Annotated in this window: 18 protein-coding genes; 10 read left to right on the top strand and 8 right to left on the bottom strand. The window is 62.2% G+C overall.

Annotated elements, in window-relative coordinates:
• Positions 1 to 19 precede the first annotated feature (19 nt).
• Together AC3ISR_RS19410 and AC3ISR_RS19405 are read left to right on the top strand one after the other, a co-directional pair.
• Positions 20 to 1186, top strand: a complete 1167-nt coding sequence (locus AC3ISR_RS19410; RefSeq protein WP_463984528.1) for an aminotransferase-like domain-containing protein — start codon at positions 20 to 22, stop codon at positions 1184 to 1186.
• A 10-nt stretch (positions 1187 to 1196) separates the two neighbouring features.
• Entirely contained in the window at positions 1197 to 1799 is a 603-nt protein-coding gene (locus AC3ISR_RS19405; protein WP_192296935.1) for a glutathione S-transferase family protein, read from the top strand.
• A 104-nt stretch (positions 1800 to 1903) separates the two neighbouring features.
• Here AC3ISR_RS19405 and AC3ISR_RS19400 read toward each other — a convergent pair whose 3' ends face one another.
• Positions 1904 to 2800 carry a LysR family transcriptional regulator gene (locus AC3ISR_RS19400; RefSeq protein ID WP_489324413.1) on the bottom strand — a complete coding sequence of 299 codons (897 nt, stop codon included), beginning with the start codon at positions 2798 to 2800 and terminating at the stop codon, positions 1904 to 1906.
• 111 nt (positions 2801 to 2911) lie between these two features.
• On the opposite strand from AC3ISR_RS19400, the gene AC3ISR_RS19395 reads away from it, so the two are divergent.
• Genes AC3ISR_RS19395 through AC3ISR_RS19385 form a run of 3 tightly spaced genes read left to right on the top strand, consistent with a single transcriptional unit; the run spans position 2912 to position 5845 of the window.
• Positions 2912 to 4204 carry a CitMHS family transporter gene (locus tag AC3ISR_RS19395; RefSeq protein WP_192296933.1) on the top strand — a complete coding sequence of 431 codons (1293 nt, stop codon included), beginning with the start codon at positions 2912 to 2914 and terminating at the stop codon, positions 4202 to 4204.
• A 1-nt stretch (position 4205) separates the two neighbouring features.
• On the top strand, positions 4206 to 5528 hold the full coding sequence (locus tag AC3ISR_RS19390; RefSeq protein ID WP_463984527.1) for an acyclic terpene utilization AtuA family protein: 1323 nt from the start codon (positions 4206 to 4208) through the stop codon (positions 5526 to 5528).
• The gene (locus tag AC3ISR_RS19385; protein ID WP_192296931.1) at positions 5525 to 5845 is read left to right on the top strand and encodes an AtuA-related protein; all 321 of its coding nucleotides are present in this window, start codon (positions 5525 to 5527) and stop codon (positions 5843 to 5845) included. The genes AC3ISR_RS19390 and AC3ISR_RS19385 overlap by 4 nt, the downstream gene beginning before the upstream one ends.
• A 142-nt stretch (positions 5846 to 5987) precedes the next feature.
• On the opposite strand, the gene AC3ISR_RS19380 is transcribed toward AC3ISR_RS19385, so the two are convergent.
• From AC3ISR_RS19380 to AC3ISR_RS19360, 5 genes are all read right to left on the bottom strand, one after another.
• Complete coding sequence (locus AC3ISR_RS19380; RefSeq protein WP_192296930.1) at positions 5988 to 6359, bottom strand: glutathione S-transferase N-terminal domain-containing protein; 372 nt, start codon at positions 6357 to 6359, stop codon at positions 5988 to 5990.
• Between the two features lie 102 nt (positions 6360 to 6461).
• Entirely contained in the window at positions 6462 to 7007 is a 546-nt protein-coding gene (gene folE, locus AC3ISR_RS19375) for a GTP cyclohydrolase I FolE (RefSeq protein WP_003442011.1), read from the bottom strand.
• Between the two features lie 78 nt (positions 7008 to 7085).
• Complete coding sequence (locus AC3ISR_RS19370; RefSeq protein WP_032888029.1) at positions 7086 to 7643, bottom strand: Smr/MutS family protein; 558 nt, start codon at positions 7641 to 7643, stop codon at positions 7086 to 7088.
• A 75-nt stretch (positions 7644 to 7718) separates the two neighbouring features.
• Positions 7719 to 8039 carry a hypothetical protein gene (locus tag AC3ISR_RS19365; RefSeq protein ID WP_192296929.1) on the bottom strand — a complete coding sequence of 107 codons (321 nt, stop codon included), beginning with the start codon at positions 8037 to 8039 and terminating at the stop codon, positions 7719 to 7721.
• 141 nt (positions 8040 to 8180) lie between these two features.
• Positions 8181 to 8771, bottom strand: a complete 591-nt coding sequence (locus AC3ISR_RS19360; protein ID WP_463984525.1) for a cysteine hydrolase family protein — start codon at positions 8769 to 8771, stop codon at positions 8181 to 8183.
• 239 nt (positions 8772 to 9010) lie between these two features.
• On the opposite strand from AC3ISR_RS19360, the gene prmB reads away from it, so the two are divergent.
• Positions 9011 to 9919, top strand: coding sequence for a 50S ribosomal protein L3 N(5)-glutamine methyltransferase (gene prmB, locus AC3ISR_RS19355; protein ID WP_192296927.1), 909 nt, complete (start codon positions 9011 to 9013; stop codon positions 9917 to 9919).
• A gap of 159 nt (positions 9920 to 10078) precedes the next feature.
• On the opposite strand, the gene AC3ISR_RS19350 is transcribed toward prmB, so the two are convergent.
• Together AC3ISR_RS19350 and AC3ISR_RS19345 are read right to left on the bottom strand one after the other, a co-directional pair.
• Entirely contained in the window at positions 10079 to 10885 is an 807-nt protein-coding gene (locus AC3ISR_RS19350) for a hypothetical protein (protein ID WP_192296926.1), read from the bottom strand.
• Positions 10886 to 10983: 98 nt separating this feature from the next.
• On the bottom strand, positions 10984 to 11946 hold the full coding sequence (locus tag AC3ISR_RS19345) for an alpha/beta hydrolase (RefSeq protein WP_305391279.1): 963 nt from the start codon (positions 11944 to 11946) through the stop codon (positions 10984 to 10986).
• Between the two features lie 143 nt (positions 11947 to 12089).
• Between AC3ISR_RS19345 and aroC the strand changes: the two genes are divergently transcribed.
• From aroC to AC3ISR_RS19325, 4 genes are all read left to right on the top strand, one after another.
• The gene (gene aroC / locus AC3ISR_RS19340) at positions 12090 to 13181 is read left to right on the top strand and encodes a chorismate synthase (protein WP_192296924.1); all 1092 of its coding nucleotides are present in this window, start codon (positions 12090 to 12092) and stop codon (positions 13179 to 13181) included.
• A gap of 64 nt (positions 13182 to 13245) precedes the next feature.
• Positions 13246 to 14403 (top strand): MFS transporter, encoded by a 1158-nt coding sequence (locus AC3ISR_RS19335; protein WP_192296923.1) that lies wholly within the window; start codon positions 13246 to 13248, stop codon positions 14401 to 14403.
• The gene (locus AC3ISR_RS19330) at positions 14400 to 14930 is read left to right on the top strand and encodes a 1,2-dihydroxy-3-keto-5-methylthiopentene dioxygenase (RefSeq protein ID WP_192296922.1); all 531 of its coding nucleotides are present in this window, start codon (positions 14400 to 14402) and stop codon (positions 14928 to 14930) included. The genes AC3ISR_RS19335 and AC3ISR_RS19330 overlap by 4 nt, the downstream gene beginning before the upstream one ends.
• Before the next feature lie 210 nt (positions 14931 to 15140).
• Complete coding sequence (locus AC3ISR_RS19325) at positions 15141 to 15404, top strand: response regulator transcription factor (RefSeq protein ID WP_192296921.1); 264 nt, start codon at positions 15141 to 15143, stop codon at positions 15402 to 15404.
• Positions 15405 to 15453 lie beyond the last annotated feature (49 nt).

The following is a 15453-nucleotide window of genomic DNA, read 5'->3' as shown; positions in this document are numbered from 1 at the left end:
CTTCGCTACCGGTGACCCCATGGCCTTCTCTGAACGTGTTACGCGCCTCAAAAGCTCCTTGATCCGTGAAATCCTCGCGGCAGCCCAGCGCCCACAAGTGATGTCGTTCGCCGGTGGCCTGCCGGCCGAAGCCATGCTGCCGGCGCTGAACTGGGATGACATGCCGTCGAACATCGGCCAATACGGCATGAGCGAAGGCGAACCGCAGCTGCGTGAAATGCTCGCCGCCCAAGCACGGGCCTTGGGCGTGCCGTGCCAGGCCAGCCAGGTGCTGGTGGTCAGCGGCTCGCAGCAAACCCTGGACCTGGCGGCCAAGTTGTACATCGACAAAGGCACACCGATCCTGTTGGAGGGCCCGACCTACCTGGCCGCGTTGCAGATCTTCCAGCTGTTCGGCGCCGACTGCCTCAGCGTCCCGTTGGAAGCCGACGGCCCCGACTTGAGCACCCTGCGCGCCAACCTCGAACGCCATCGTCCGGCGTTCATCTACCTGATCCCGACCTTCCAGAACCCGTCGGCCGTACGCTACAGCGAAGCCAAGCGCGAAGCGGTCGCCGCGTTGCTCGATGAGTTCGGCGTGACCCTGATCGAAGACGAGCCGTACCGCGAACTGAGCTTCGACGGCGGCAGCGCCAAACCCATCGTCGGGCGCCTGAAAAAAGCCAGTTGGATCTACACCGGCACCGTGTCCAAGACCCTGTTGCCGGGCCTGCGTGTCGGTTACCTGATCGCCAGCCCGGACCTGTTCCCGCACCTGCTCAAGCTCAAGCAGTCGGCCGACCTGCACACCAACCGCGTCGGCCAATGGCAGGCGATGCAGTGGATCGGCACGCCAAAATACCAGCAGCATCTGGAGCAACTGCGCAGCTTCTACCGCGAGCGCCGCGACGCTTTCCAGGCTGCGCTGGAGCGCCATTTCGCCGACCTCGCCGACTGGCAAGTGCCCCAGGGCGGATTATTCTTCTGGCTGACCTTGAAACAGCCGCTCGACACCCGCACCTTGTTGGCGCAAGCGTTGGATCAGGACGTCGCGTTCATGCCCGGTGAACCGTTCTTCTCCGAGCCCGACCAACACCTGGGTTCATTGCGCCTCAATTTCAGCCATATCGACCCGGCCCGCCTGGATGAAGGCCTCAAGCGCCTGGCCGCGGTGGTCCGTCAAGCACAGCACGCGCAAGCGGCATAAGGGGAGCCCCATGTACAAGGTTTATGGCGATTACAAATCGGGCAACTGCTACAAGATCAAATTGATGCTCAACCTGTTGGGCCTCCCGTACCAATGGATCGATGTGGACATCCTCAACGGCGATACCCAGACCGCTGAGTTCCTGGCCAAGAACCCCAACGGCAAGATCCCGGTACTGGAACTGGAAGACGGCACCTGCCTGTGGGAATCCAACGCGATCCTCAACTTCCTCGCCGACGGCAGCGAATTCCTGCCGACGGAACCGCGTTTGCGCACCCAGGTGTTGCAGTGGCAGTTTTTCGAGCAGTACAGCCATGAGCCGTACATCGCGGTGGCGCGGTTTATCCAGTTCTACCTGAACATGCCGGAGGATCGCCTGGAGGAATACAAGACCTGCCACAAGCGCGGCCACAAAGCGTTGAAGGTTATGGAGCGGCAGTTGCAAGCCACGCCGTACCTGGTGGGTGAGCAGTATTCGATTGCCGATATTGCGTTGTATGCCTACACGCATGTGGCGCATGAGGGTGGGTTTGATCTGACGCCGTATCCGGCGGTGCAGGCGTGGCTGGCGCGAGTGGCCAGCCATCCAAGACATGTGACGATGCTGGACTGACAATGAGGTAAAAATGTGGGAGCGGGCTTGCTCGCGAAAGCGGAGTGTCAGGCACTATATCTGTCACTGATACACCGCATTCGCGAGCAAGCCCGCTCCCACATTTAGCTCTGCGGTGTGTCAGGTAATGCTTCATTGAGCATATCGAAACAGCGCCGTGCCGCAGGGCTCAAACCGATCCCGCTACGACTGATCAAGCCGATCTCCCGATTCACCCCAGGATGATCGATGTTGATCCGCTTCAACCCCTCCAGGCTGTCCGCCGCCGACTCCGGCAGCACGCTGATCCCCAACCCCTGGCGCACCAGCGCCAACACCGTCGACATGTAGTTGGCCTCCATTCCCGCGTTCATCGTCAGGCGCGTTTCATCGAACAACGCGTCTACCTGCTCACGCACGCTGCTGTCGCGGCCGGTGAGGATGATCGGTTGGTCCGCCAGTTGCTCCAGGGTCAGCTGGCGATGGCGGGTGAGGGGATGATCCAGCGGCACAAAGGCACACAAACGATCATTCAGGACGGGGACGAACGCTAGGCCGTGGCTGAGTCGCGCGCGCACGCCGATGCCGAAATCCACCTCGCCGGAGCGCACCTGGGCATGAATGCGATGGGCCACCAGGTCATGCAGGCGCACTTCGATCCCGGCAAACCGCTCGCGAAACAGGCGCAGCACTGGCGGCAGGGCGCCAGCGCAGACGGAGGGCAGGGCGGCGATGGTGACGACGCCTCGGCGCAGGGCGGCAAGGTCGCGGGAGCCGGTGACGATGTTATCCAGGTCCAGCAGCAGCTTTTCCATCGGTCCGCGCGCTTCCTCGCCGGCGGCCGTGATGCTCACGTGACGCGGGCTGCGGTCGAGCAGGGCGACGCCGAGCCAGTCTTCCAGCTGTTGCACCTGCACGGTCAGCGCCGACGGTGACAGGTGCAGCTCGTTGGCCGCCTTGGTAAAGCTGCCGGTGCGGGCCACCGCGAGGAACGCTTGAATATGTTGGATACTGTTCTTCATTTTGTTTTTCCGAATGTGCTCGGCTGAATATTCCAATTTACAAAGACTAACCTGCTTCCAATACTCCAGGGAAAACAATAACCGGCCAACAAGGCCGCTCTGGAGTAACCCATGCTCGCTACCCTGGGTGTCATTACCATCCTGTGCCTGCTCGCTGCCGTCATGAGCAAACGCCTCTCGCCACTGGTGGCCCTGATCGCCTTGCCGATCATTGCCGCACTGCTCGGTGGGTTCGGCCTGCAAACCAGTGCCTTCATCATTACCGGTATCAAGAACGTCGCCCCCGTGGTGGGCATGTTTGTGTTTGCGATCCTGTTTTTCGGGATCATGACCGACGCCGGCATGCTTGACCCGATCATCGACCGCATCCTGCGCACCGTCGGCACACGTCCTACACGGATTGTCGTCGGCACCGCGACCCTCGCTTTATTGGTGCATCTGGACGGTTCCGGCGCGGTGACCTTCCTGGTGACGGTGCCGGCGATGCTGCCGCTGTATACGCGGCTGGGCATCGATAAACGTATTCTCGCCTGTGTTTGCGCGATGGCTGCCGGGGTCAACTTCCTGCCCTGGACCGGCCCTGTGCTGCGCTCGTCCGCTGCTTTGCATGTGCCCGTCGCGGACCTGTTCCAGCCGCTGATCCCGGTACAGATCGTCGGCCTGATCTTTGTGTTCGCCTGTGCCTGGTGGCTCGGCCGCCGGGAAGAAAAACGCCTGGGCCTGGGCGCCGGCACCCGCGTCGATGCCATGCCGCAACGGGTACTCAGCGAGGATGACATCAAGCTGCGCCGCCCGCGTCTGTTCTGGGTCAACCTGATGCTCACCGTGCTGGTGATGGTGGTGATGATCGCCGGCTGGGTCGATCCGGTGGTGATGTTCATGCTCGGCACCGTGGTGGCGCTGTGCATCAACTACCCGAACGTGGACGCCCAGCGCGCCCGTATCGATGCGCATGCCAAGACCGCGCTGACCATGGCCAGCATCCTGCTCGCCGCCGGGGTGTTCACCGGCATCATGCAAGGCACCGGCATGCTCAAGGCGATTGCCGAAGTGGCGGTGGCGCAGATTCCGGCGGGCCACGGCAAGTTGATCCCGGCCGTGGTCGGTTTCATCTCCATGCCGTTGAGCATGCTGTTTGACCCCGATTCCTACTATTTCGGCGTGATGCCGGTGATCGCCGAAGTGGGCAAGGCCCTGGGCGTCGACCCGCTGCAAGTGGCCCAGGCCTCATTGCTTGGTGTGCATACCACCGGCTTCCCGGTCAGCCCGCTGACCCCCGCGACCTTCCTGTTGGTGGGCCTGTGCAAGATCGAATTGGCCGATCACCAGCGCTTCACCATTCCGTTTCTGTTTGCCGCGTCGGTGTTGATGACCCTGACTGCGCTGCTCCTGGGAGTGATTTGAGATGAAAACCTTGCGCATCGGTTCCGGCGCCGGCTATTCCGGCGACCGTATCGAACCTGCCGTCGAGTTGGCCGAGCAGGGCGACCTGGATTACCTGGTATTCGAGTGCCTGGCCGAACGCACCATCGCCCTGGCGCAACAAGCGCGGATCAGCGACCCCGAAGGCGGTTATGACCCGCTGTTGAGTGAGCGCATGCGTCGCGTGTTGCCGTTTGTCGGCGACAAGAGCGGGCGTCGCCTGCGGGTGATCACCAATATGGGCGCTGCCAATCCCGTGTCCGCGGCGCTTGAAGTGCGGCGTATTGCCCGCGAGCTGGGCCTGGAACTCAAGGTGGTCGCCGTGGTTGGCGACGACGTGTTGGACGTGTTGCAGCCCGGTTCTTTGCTGGATAACGGCCAGACGGTTGGTGCCTTGGGCGATCGGCTGATCTCCGCGAATGCCTACCTGGGCGTCGAAGGCATCCTGGATGCGCTGCGTGCCGAGGCCGATGTGGTGATCACCGGGCGTGTGGCCGACCCGTCGCTGTTCCTGGCGCCGCAGATGTTCGAATTCGGCTGGGCCGCGGACGATTGGCAACGCCTGGGGCGCGGCACCCTGGTCGGGCATTTGCTGGAGTGTGCCGGGCAAGTCAGCGGCGGGTATTTTGCCGATCCGGGCTTCAAGGATGTGGACGACCTGGCGCGCCTGGGTTTCCCGTTGGCCGAGATCGATGCGGACGGTGAAGCAGTGATCACCAAGGTTGGCGGCTCCGGTGGGCGGGTCAGCCGCGCCACCTGCACCGAACAATTGATCTATGAAGTGCATGACCCGGCGGCATACCTGACGCCGGATGTGACCGCGGATTTTTCCCGGGTGGGGTTTGTCGAGGAGGGCGTTGACCGCGTGCGTGCCCAGGGCGCCGGTGGCCGCGCGCGTCCCGAGCAATTGAAAGTCAGCGTCGGCTATCTGGACGGTTGGATTGGCGAAGGGCAGATGTCCTACGGCGGCCCTGGCGCGGTCGCACGTGCAGAGTTGGCTCGGGCTGTCGTCCTCAAGCGCCTGGAGTTGATGGGCGTAAAGATGCAGGACGTACGCGCCGAGCTGATCGGCATGGACTCGCTGCACGGCCCGCGCAGCAGCGTCGAGCCTTGGGAGGTGCGCCTGCGCGTGGCCGCCCGCTGTGAGGCGCGCAGCGAAGCGGTGCGGGTCGGTAATGAAGTGGAAACCCTCTACACCAACGGCCCGTCCGGCGGCGGTGGCGCGAGCAAAAGTGTGCGGCAAGTGGTGGCGGTGGCGTCGCTGCTGCTGCCCCGTGACGCAGTCAACCCGAGGATTGAAGCATGAAGTTGCAGAGACTGGCCCATTCCCGCACCGGGGATAAGGGCGACACGTCGAACATTTCGATCATTGCGTATCGGGCCGAGGATTATCCGCTGCTCTGTGAGCAGCTGACGGCTGAGCGCGTGGCGCAGTTCTTTGCAGGGTTGCTGCCGCCGGGTGCGGCGCCGGTGCGGCGTTATGAGTTGCCGAATGTGCAGGCGCTGAACTTTGTGTTGCCGGGGATCTTGCGCGGCGGTGTAACCCGCTCGCTGGCGTTGGATGCCCATGGCAAGTGCCTGGGCTCGGCGCTGCTTGATCTTGATCTGATAACACCGAACTAAATGTGGGAGCGGGCTTGTGTGGGAGCGGGCTTGCTCGCGAAGGCGGTGGATCAGTTGATACATCTATGGCTGATACACCGTATTCGCGAGCAAGCCCGCTCCCACATGAGCCCGCTCCCACATTTTGATCTGTGCCAGCCTGTTAGATAGCGGCGAAGCGCTTGTCCAGGTAATCAATGATCACCTTGGAGTCATACATCCACGTGACCTGGCCATGTTCTTCAATGCGCAGGCACGGCACCTTGATCTTGCCGCCTTGCTCCAGCAGGGTCTGGCGGTCCTGTTCGTTGTTTTTCGCGTCCTTCAACGCCACCGGCACATTCAGGCGGTGCAGGGTGCGGCGGGTCTTCACGCAGAACGGGCAGGCGTGGAACTGATACAGCGTCAACTCCTTGGCCGCTGCGTTGACCTGAGCCTGTTGCTCGGCCGAACGCTGCTTTTTGCTTGGGCGCGTTAGAAAGTCGCCCGCGATGATGATGTGGCCGAGGCCCACACGAAGTGCTTTGACGAACATGGCTGAAACCTCATTGCCCATGAAGAAGGGGCCGCAGCTTACCTGATTTCTGCAGGCGAAAAAAAACCGACGATGAACGCCGGTTTTTTCCTACCCAGCCGTTTACTTGATCAGGCTGAGGAATTCGCTGCGGGTCGCCGCGTTTTCGCGGAACTCACCCAGCATCACCGAAGTGATCATCGACGAATTCTGTTTCTCCACACCGCGCATCATCATGCACATGTGCTTGGCCTCGATCACCACGGCCACGCCCAAGGCGCCGGTGACTTGCATCACCGCATCGGCGATCTGGCGGCTGAGGTTCTCCTGGATCTGCAGGCGGCGCGCGTACATGTCGACAATCCGCGCGACCTTCGACAGGCCCAGCACTTTGCCGCTCGGGATATACGCGACGTGGGCCTTGCCGATGAACGGCAGCAGGTGGTGTTCGCACAACGAGTACAACTCGATGTCCTTGACCAGCACCATTTCGCTGTTGTCAGAGCTGAACAAGGCACCGTTGGTGACTTCTTCCAGGGTCTGCTCATAACCGCGGCAGAGGTACTGCATCGCCTTGGCGGCACGCTTTGGCGTGTCGAGCAGGCCCTCGCGGGAAACGTCCTCGCCGAGTTGGCCGAGGATCGCGGTGTAATTCTGTTCCAGGGACATGAAACTACCTGTGGGATTTTTGCAAAGCGCAAGGTTACGGTGGCGGACACAACGCTGCAAGCCTGACGATGGCACCTGTTACTCGTCACGCCCTTCCATCATGGTGCGCTTGAGCATCACATACACCGCACCGGCCCCACCGTGGCGGGCCTGGCATGAGGTGAAGCCGAGCACTTGGGCATGCTGGCGCAGCCAGGTGTTGACGTGGCTTTTGATCATCGGGCGCTTGCCATCGAGCCGCACGGCCTTGCCGTGGGTGACGCGCACGCAGCGGATTTCGAATTTGGTCGCTTCGGCGAGGAAGGCCCAGAGGGTTTCGCGGGCTTTCTCCACGGTCATGCCGTGCAGGTCGAGGCTGCCTTCGAAGGGGATCTGCCCGACCTTGAGCTTGCGCATCTGGCTTTCCTGCACGCCGTCGCGGGCCCACATCAGTTCGTCTTCGGGGCCGACATCGATCACGAACTGGTCCGACAGGCCATCCACGGTGGTGGCATCGGTGCGCACGGTCGCGGCCTGGCGCAGCTTGGCGATCTGCGCGCGGTCGGCCTTGGGTTTGCCGGTGTCGGCACGGTCGTGCTTGATCGGCTTGACGCCGCGCAGCTCGTTTTTGAACAGGGAAAAATCGTCGTCTTGCATGTCAGCCTCCGCGAAGGGCGGGCAGTTTACCTAAATCGCGGCGGCCAGGGCGCAGGAAACGCTATCCAAGCGCCATCAGTCGTGCTTTTTCATCAGGTGTGCGGAGATGTTCAGCGACAACGGTTGACGCATTTTCCGACGGCTGCGTCGCCACAACCACACTCCCAACCACAGTACCAGCAGCCCGGTCCCCAGCAGAATCGCCGAGCCGCCGGGGCTGGCATTCAGTTCGCCAAGAGCCGGTGAGTGGCCAAATAAACCGGCGCCACCAGCACCGGCCAACAACAGACCTACGATCGCCAGCAGCGCAGCAAAGCCCGCCACCAGGCGCAGACGCCAGTTGCTCGGGCCCTTGGGGCGCAAGCGACGAGCATCAAAACCATCGGATATCTTCATTCCGACCTTTCCTCCAGGGTATCGGCCCTTCGACCGGACAATACACAGGTTGTTCCGGGGGGAGGGCTAAATGCGCCAAATGAGAAGGCTTTGCGGATGAGCGGGGCCATAAACACGCCGCTCACCGGCAGGACGATCAGATCAGATCAGATCTTTGGTCAACGCGAGGGTGGCGAAGTTGTCGGCCATGATGGCCATTTCGGTTTGCTGCACGTGTTCGGCGCTCAGGATGCCACCTTTGTAGGGCAGGTCGCGGGTGGCGCAGGCATCTTCCACCAGGGTGCAGCGAAAGCCCAGGTTCTTGGCGGCGCGCACGGTGGTGCTGACGCTGGAGTGGCTCATGAAACCGGCCACGATCAAGTCCAGGGACCCCAGGTCTTGCAGGTGTTTTTCCAGGCCGGTGCCGTGGAAGGCGCTGGGTAGCAGCTTGCCGATGATGGTTTCGTTGCCCACTGGCTCAAGGCCAGGAATGAACTCGCCGCGCTCGCCCTGAGGGTCGAACAGGCCGCCGACGGTGCCCAGGTGACGCACATGCACAATCGGGCGCCCGGCGTGGCGCGCCGCTGCAACCAGTTGCTTGATGTTGTCGACCGCGGCGTCCATGCCCGAGAGGGCGAGCGGGCCGCTGAGGTATTCCTTCTGGGCGTCGATGATCACGAGGGTCGCATGGTTGAGATTGGCTGCTGCGTAACCGCGACCGCTGAGTTGAAACATCGTCTTTGGAACGGACATTCTGGGGCTCCTGTGAGGGGGGCTTTTGCGACATTGTCCACTGGCTGAGCGGTTCTGTGAATCGCTACCATCGTAAGGTACGCCGTTGTTGACGTGCAGCGATGTCAAGAGGTGGGCTTGTTTAACGCAATGATGGCAATTTGGATGAAATCCGACGGATGGCGGCGGCGTTTCGTACATCGTCGGTACAGGCGAAGGCTGCTAGAATCGCCAGTCGTTTTTTCCAGGAGTCTGCCCCCGTGATCACTTCCCGCCTGCGCACCTTGCGCGACCACATCCGTTGGGCTGTCAGCCGTTTCCATGGGGAAGACCTGTTTTTTGGCCATGGCACCGACAATGCCTGGGACGAAGCCCGCCAATTGGTGCTTGGTGCCTTGAATTTGCCGTGGGAAATTGCCGACAGCTACCTGGACTGCAATCTCGAAGAAGAGGAAGTCTCCCATGTGCAGCGCTTGCTGCATCGCCGTATCCACGAGCGTGTTCCTACCGCCTACCTGTTGAAGGAGGCGTGGTTCTGCGGCATGTCGTTTATCGTCGATGAGCGCGTGCTGATCCCGCGCTCACCCATTGGCGAGCTGATCGAAAACCGTTTCGAACCCTGGCTGGCCCAGGCGCCGGCACGCATTCTCGACCTGTGCACGGGGTCCGGTTGCATCGGTATCGCCTGTGCTTACGAGTTCCAGGACGCCGAAGTGGTACTGGCTGACCTGTCCTTCGAAGCGCTGGAAGTGGCCAACCAGAATATCGAGCGCCATGGCGTCGATGAGCGCGTCTACACCGTGCAGGGTGACGGTTTCGACGGCCTGCCGGGCCAGCGCTTTGATCTGATCGTGTCGAACCCGCCGTATGTGGACGCTGAAGACTTCGCCGACATGCCCGACGAATACCAGCACGAGCCTGAGTTGGGCCTGGCCTGCGGTGACGATGGTTTGAACCTGGTGCGGCGCATGCTGGCCGAAGCGGCGGATCATCTGACCGAGAAGGGCCTGTTGATCGTTGAAGTGGGTAATAGCCAGGTGCATGTCGAGGCGTTGTACCCGGAAGTCGACTTTGCCTGGCTGGACTTCCAGCGCGGTGGGCACGGGGTGTTCATGTTGACGGCGGAGCAGTGCCGCCAGCATCAGGCGGTGTTTGCCGCCAGGGTCTGACCCGTCTATCCCTGTAGGAACAGGGTCAGTGTGGGAGCGGGCTTGCTCGCGAATGCGGTGGACCAGTTATCGGATGTATTGGCTGATCTACGGCTTTCGCGAGCAAGCCCGCTCCCACACAAGCCCGTTTCCACAGGTTGATTGCATTTCACCCCGCTGTCAGCGGTGCGTGGCAATCCAGATCAGCAGCCCCGCCTGGAACACGGTAAACGCCACCAGGCAGGTAATGGTAAAGCGCAGCCCGCTGTCTTCGCGCTTGAACTTGGTGACCTTTTCCTCTTCCTTGCGCAGCTTGATTTCCTGCTCCGCCAGGTTCTGCTCGGCCTGTTGCAGCATCTGCGCCGCTTCAAGGATCTCGACGAACTGCACCTTCTCGGTGTTCCAGCTCTCCAGCACATCGCCGACCTTGCCCGGCTGCACGTTGCCCTTGAGGTGCTGCACATCGGCGTAGGCCACATCAAAACCGTGGACCCGCAGGAAGTGGTCGCGACGCAGGCGCGTGGCTTCGTTCAGCGCGTCCTTGTTGGACAGGTCAACGCCGTCGATGCGGTAGCTGGCCCATCGTTTCTTCGCCCACGCCGCCCCTTGGGCCACCAGGAAGCGCCCCAGGCCGCGGTTGGGCGGTTCGATTTCGAGGCTGTTGCCCGGGCCGAAGTGCACGCGGTGTTTATCGTGATCAACCCACACATCCAGGTGATTCTGCTCGCGGCGCACCCGTTGCCCCGGCAACTGGATGACCATGCGCAACAGGCTGTGGTGCGCGTCATTGCGCTCGGCATAGCCAAACTGCACGAAACGCAGCGGCCGCACGCCGGTGGCACGGTCGGTGGCCAGGGGCGCGAGGCGCAGCATCTTGAAATGCTCGGCCTGAACATCCGCCCACGGCAGGGGCGCCGCGTCGACGGCCTCGGTGTTTTCAGCCTTGGTGTCGGCGGTGGGTTCCGGTGTTGCTTCTGTGGTTGTCATGCGGCGCGATCCTGTCCAAGCCCTGCTAGTCGACAGTCTTTTTGCGGTCGACACCCGCTTATCGGCCGCGTTCTGCAGGACTGGAGGCAAATTGTCGCTTAACGGGGCTGAAGTCCGGCGATAAAGCGCACCACGCGGTTGCCCAGCTCGGCGGCGAGGGGTAATTGCGGGTTGTTGTAGGAGGCCAATTGCTGCTTCACGTCGTTGGGCACGATGCGCATCACGTGGTTCATGCCCTCAATCAGCACGAGCTGCGCGTCGGGCTTGGCCTGCTTCAGTTGCCGGGCATCGGCCACGCCTACCTGGATGTCGTTGGTGCCCTGGATGATCAGCGCCGGCATATCCAGTCTGGCAAAGGCGGCCGATGGGTCGGCGCGGAACAGGCTGATCAGATACGGTTGCACACTCGGTCGGAAAATACCTTGCAACGGGTCCGGTACGTCCGCATCCACCTGGCCGGCCTTGAGGTGGTCGAGGATTTGATTGCTGCGCAGCAGCAGGGCAGGGGGCAGGTGATCGGCCAACTGTTGGCGGATCACCTGATCGACTGGCCTTGCACTGCCGGACAACGAAATCACTCCCGCCGGTTCCAGCTGCGGCGCGGCGAGGGCCGCGACCAATGCACCTTCGCTATGCCCCAGCACGACCAGCGGACCCATGCGCGGGTCGGCCTTGAGCAGCTTGCCCCAGGCCACGGCGTCGGCCACGTAGGCGTCGAGGGTCAGGTTGCGTTCGTCGGGGGTGGCGGCCAGGCTGGCGGCGACGCCGCGCTTGTCGTAGCGCACGCTGGCGATGTTATGCCGCGCCAGTACCCAGGCCAGGCGCTTGAGGCTGTCGTTGCGGGCGCCGTCGGCGCTGTTGCCATTGCGGTCGGTGGGGCCGGAACCGGCGATGATCAGCACCACTGGCACCGGTTTGTCGGATTGGGGCAGCAGCAATGAACCAAACAGCTCGCCGCTGCCGGTGTCCAGGCTGATCGGCCGTTGCAGCACCACGGGGGAGGCGGCGTGGGCCACGGCGGTAAACAGGGTGAGGGTCAGCAGTAAAACTCGAAGCATCATCGCGCCATCATCGTAGGAGGTGCCGGTTCGACCAATGTCTACCCGGAAGGTTTCGAGGATGAACTAGTCGGTTGGCCCGCGTATACTGGCGCGCTTGGTTATCACCCCTGAGTGATTACAACTGATTTCACGGAGCGCCCTGCATGTCCGGCAATACCTTCGGCAAGCTGTTCACTGTCACCACCGCGGGCGAAAGCCATGGCCCGGCGTTGGTCGCCATTGTCGACGGCTGCCCGCCCGGCCTCGAGCTGTCCCTGGAAGACCTGCAGCGTGACCTCGACCGCCGCAAGCCCGGCACCAGCCGCCACACCACCCAGCGCCAGGAGCCGGACGAAGTCGAGATCCTCTCCGGCGTGTTCGAAGGCCGTACCACCGGGTGCGCCATCGGCCTGTTGATCCGCAACACCGACCAGAAGTCCAAGGACTACTCGGCGATCAAGGACCTGTTCCGCCCGGCCCACGCCGACTACACCTACCACCACAAATACGGCGAACGCGACTACCGTGGCGGCGGCCGCAGCTCGGCGCGCGAAACCGCGATGCGCGTGGCCGCGGGTGCGATCGCCAAGAAATACCTGGCCACCCAGGGCATCGTGATCCGTGGCTACATGAGCCAGCTGGGCCCGATCGAGATCCCGTTCAAGACCTGGGACAGCGTCGAAGACAACGCCTTCTTCAGCCCCGACCCGGACAAGGTGCCGGAACTGGAAGCCTACATGGACCAGTTGCGCCGCGACCAGGATTCGGTCGGCGCCAAGATCACCGTGGTTGCCGAGGGCGTGAAACCGGGCCTGGGCGAGCCGATCTTCGACCGCCTCGACGCCGAACTGGCCCATGCGCTGATGAGCATCAACGCCGTGAAAGGCGTGGAAATCGGCGCCGGCTTTGCCTGCGTGTCCCAGCGCGGCACCGAGCACCGTGACGAGCTGACCCCGCAAGGTTTCCTCAGCAACAATGCCGGCGGCATCCTCGGTGGCATTTCGTCCGGCCAGCCGATCGTGGCGCACCTGGCGCTGAAGGCCACGTCGAGCATCACCACGCCGGGCCGTTCCATTGACGTGCACGGCAACCCGGTGGACGTGATCACCAAGGGGCGTCATGACCCGTGCGTCGGCATCCGTGCCACGCCGATTGCCGAAGCCATGATGGCCATCGTGCTGATGGACCACCTGCTGCGCAATCGTGGGCAAAACGCCGACGTCCGCGTCGACACCCCGGTGCTGGGCCAACTGTGACAGCCTGTTGCGGCGAGGGAGCTTGCTCTCTGTGGGCTGCGAAGCAGCCCCAACCCCAACAGACATGACGCTCCCCTACTGGCGCCTCTCCAGCTTCTACCTGTTCTATTTCGCCCTGCTGGGGGCGACCGCGCCATTCCTGGCCCTGTACTTCGACCACCTGGGATTCACCAGCGCGCGCATCGGCGAGCTGGTGGCCATCCCCATGTTGATGCGCTGCGTGGCGCCCAACCTGTGGGGCTGGCTCGGCGACTACACCGGGCGGCGCCTGGCCATCGTGCGGTTCGGCGCGGTGTGCACCCTTATCAGTTTTTCGCTGATCTTCGTCAGCAAGACCTACGCCTGGCTGGCCCTGGTTATGGCTCTGCACGCCTTCTTCTGGCATGCGGTGCTGCCGCAGTTTGAAGTGATCACCCTGGCCCACCTGCAACAACAGACCGCGCGCTACAGCCAGATCCGCCTGTGGGGTTCCATCGGCTTTATCCTCACCGTGGTCATCATGGGGCGCCTGTTCGACTGGCTGAGCCTGGACATTTACCCGGTGGTGGTCGTGGTGATCATGGTCGGCATCATCGGCGCCAGCCTGTGGGTGCCGAACGCGCAACCCGCCAGCCACGGCAACCGCTTGGCTGGCGATGGTTTTCTCAAGCAATTGCGCAGCCCCGGCGTGCTGGCGTTTTATGCCTGCGTGGCGCTGATGCAAATGAGCCATGGCCCGTACTACACCTTTCTTACGCTGCACCTTGAACATTTGGGCTACGCCCGTGGTGTGATCGGCCTGCTGTGGGCGTTGGGCGTAGTGGCTGAGGTGCTGATGTTCCTGGGCATGAGCCGCATCCTCATGCGCTTTTCCATCCGTCGGGTGCTGCTGGCGAGCTTTTTGTTGGCGGCGCTGCGCTGGTTGCTCCTGGGCACGTTTGCCGAATTTTTCTGGGTGCTGTTGCTGGCGCAGGTGATGCATGCCGCCACCTTCGGCAGCTTTCATGCGGCGGCGATTGCCTTTGTGCAACGCAGCTTCGGCGCCAAACAACAAGGCCAGGGCCAGGCGCTGTACGCCGCACTGGCTGGCACCGGCGGCGCGCTGGGCGCGTTGTACTCCGGCTACAGCTGGAACCTGTTGGGGCCGACCCTGACCTTTAGTATTGCCAGCATCGCGGCGCTGGCCGCCGCCATTATCATTGGCCTTCGATTGCAAGAGCCCAACAAAGGAACCGTGCAATGAGTTATGTCGCCGTCTACCACGTTGCTTCGCCGGATACCCCGAACAAAGTCCTGACCCACCTCGATGACATCGCGGCGACGTTGGCCGAGCATGGCGTACGTTTCGAGCGTTGGCAGCCGAGCCCTATCGAAAAGGGCGCCAGCGACGCGCAAATGATCGCGGCGTACCAGGCGCAGATCGACGCTTCGGGTTACGCCGGCGCACAAGTGTTCAGTGTCAGCGGCGATCATCCGCAAAAGGCGCAGCTGCGTGCGCAGTTCCTCGATGAGCATCGTTACAGTGAAGACGCCGCGTGTTTTTTCCTCGCCGGCCAAGGCTTGTTTAGCCTGCACATTGGCGACTACGTGTACGCCGTGCGTTGTGAGAAAAACGACCTGCTGGTCGTCCCGGCCGGATTGCCACATTGGTTTGACATGGGGGAGAACCCGCACGTAGTGGCACTGCGTTTGTTCAATGCAACGACCGTCCGGGTCCCCGAGTTCAGCGGCGATGACATTGCCCGACGGTTTCCCGGTTTGGATGACTAAGCACTAATCCTTGAATGTTCAACCCTGGCAAGGTGGAAGTTTCTGTGGGAAGTGCCTTATTTAGTTGTAGGGTTCGGATGTTTATTGTTGACCCTACGCACTAATACTATTCGTTATGTAACGCTCTCCGGCCTCAATGTTTATATCGCCTGTCAATAGGAGCAATCCGAAGGGTGATGGAGCATCAGCTAATAAAAAGGAGAGCACCCCATGAGCGTCCCCGAGGAATCGTTGCCGTATTCCGTGCCCACCGCTGTGAGAAGACGTCTGAACTTGTCCGGCAAGCCCTTGACGCCCACGGAGCGGGTCATCCTGCGATGGGCTTCGGAGGGCAAGACCGTCTGGGAGATCAGCCAGATTCGCAGCACCTCTCAAGCCACGGTCAAGTTCCACCTGCGCAATATCTACGGCAAGCTGGACGTCAACAACCGCGTACAGGCGCTGAATGCAGCGGCACGCCAAGGGCTGTGCTGAACCGAAAAAAAAGGCCGCGACACCTGGGGGCGTCGCGGCCTTTTTGTAC

The sequence above is a fragment of the Pseudomonas sp. GL_117 genome, assembly GCF_057835125.1.
This window is presented reverse-complemented; position numbering and strand designations above follow the sequence as displayed.

What these genes read in the sequence shown, in the direction of transcription:
- AC3ISR_RS19410 (WP_463984528.1), top strand. Translation starts at nt 20, where the DNA reads ATGGCCTTCTCTGAACGTGTTACGCGCCTCAAAAGCTCCTTGATCCGT.
- AC3ISR_RS19405 (WP_192296935.1), top strand. Translation starts at nt 1,197, where the DNA reads ATGTACAAGGTTTATGGCGATTACAAATCGGGCAACTGCTACAAGATC.
- AC3ISR_RS19400 (WP_489324413.1), bottom strand. Translation starts at nt 2,800, where the DNA reads ATGAAGAACAGTATCCAACATATTCAAGCGTTCCTCGCGGTGGCCCGC.
- AC3ISR_RS19395 (WP_192296933.1), top strand. Translation starts at nt 2,912, where the DNA reads ATGCTCGCTACCCTGGGTGTCATTACCATCCTGTGCCTGCTCGCTGCC.
- AC3ISR_RS19390 (WP_463984527.1), top strand. Translation starts at nt 4,206, where the DNA reads ATGAAAACCTTGCGCATCGGTTCCGGCGCCGGCTATTCCGGCGACCGT.
- AC3ISR_RS19385 (WP_192296931.1), top strand. Translation starts at nt 5,525, where the DNA reads ATGAAGTTGCAGAGACTGGCCCATTCCCGCACCGGGGATAAGGGCGAC.
- AC3ISR_RS19380 (WP_192296930.1), bottom strand. Translation starts at nt 6,359, where the DNA reads ATGTTCGTCAAAGCACTTCGTGTGGGCCTCGGCCACATCATCATCGCG.
- folE (WP_003442011.1), bottom strand. Translation starts at nt 7,007, where the DNA reads ATGTCCCTGGAACAGAATTACACCGCGATCCTCGGCCAACTCGGCGAG.
- AC3ISR_RS19370 (WP_032888029.1), bottom strand. Translation starts at nt 7,643, where the DNA reads ATGCAAGACGACGATTTTTCCCTGTTCAAAAACGAGCTGCGCGGCGTC.
- AC3ISR_RS19365 (WP_192296929.1), bottom strand. Translation starts at nt 8,039, where the DNA reads ATGAAGATATCCGATGGTTTTGATGCTCGTCGCTTGCGCCCCAAGGGC.
- AC3ISR_RS19360 (WP_463984525.1), bottom strand. Translation starts at nt 8,771, where the DNA reads ATGTCCGTTCCAAAGACGATGTTTCAACTCAGCGGTCGCGGTTACGCA.
- AC3ISR_RS19350 (WP_192296926.1), bottom strand. Translation starts at nt 10,885, where the DNA reads ATGACAACCACAGAAGCAACACCGGAACCCACCGCCGACACCAAGGCT.
- AC3ISR_RS19345 (WP_305391279.1), bottom strand. Translation starts at nt 11,946, where the DNA reads ATGATGCTTCGAGTTTTACTGCTGACCCTCACCCTGTTTACCGCCGTG.
- aroC (WP_192296924.1), top strand. Translation starts at nt 12,090, where the DNA reads ATGTCCGGCAATACCTTCGGCAAGCTGTTCACTGTCACCACCGCGGGC.
- AC3ISR_RS19335 (WP_192296923.1), top strand. Translation starts at nt 13,246, where the DNA reads ATGACGCTCCCCTACTGGCGCCTCTCCAGCTTCTACCTGTTCTATTTC.
- AC3ISR_RS19330 (WP_192296922.1), top strand. Translation starts at nt 14,400, where the DNA reads ATGAGTTATGTCGCCGTCTACCACGTTGCTTCGCCGGATACCCCGAAC.
- AC3ISR_RS19325 (WP_192296921.1), top strand. Translation starts at nt 15,141, where the DNA reads ATGAGCGTCCCCGAGGAATCGTTGCCGTATTCCGTGCCCACCGCTGTG.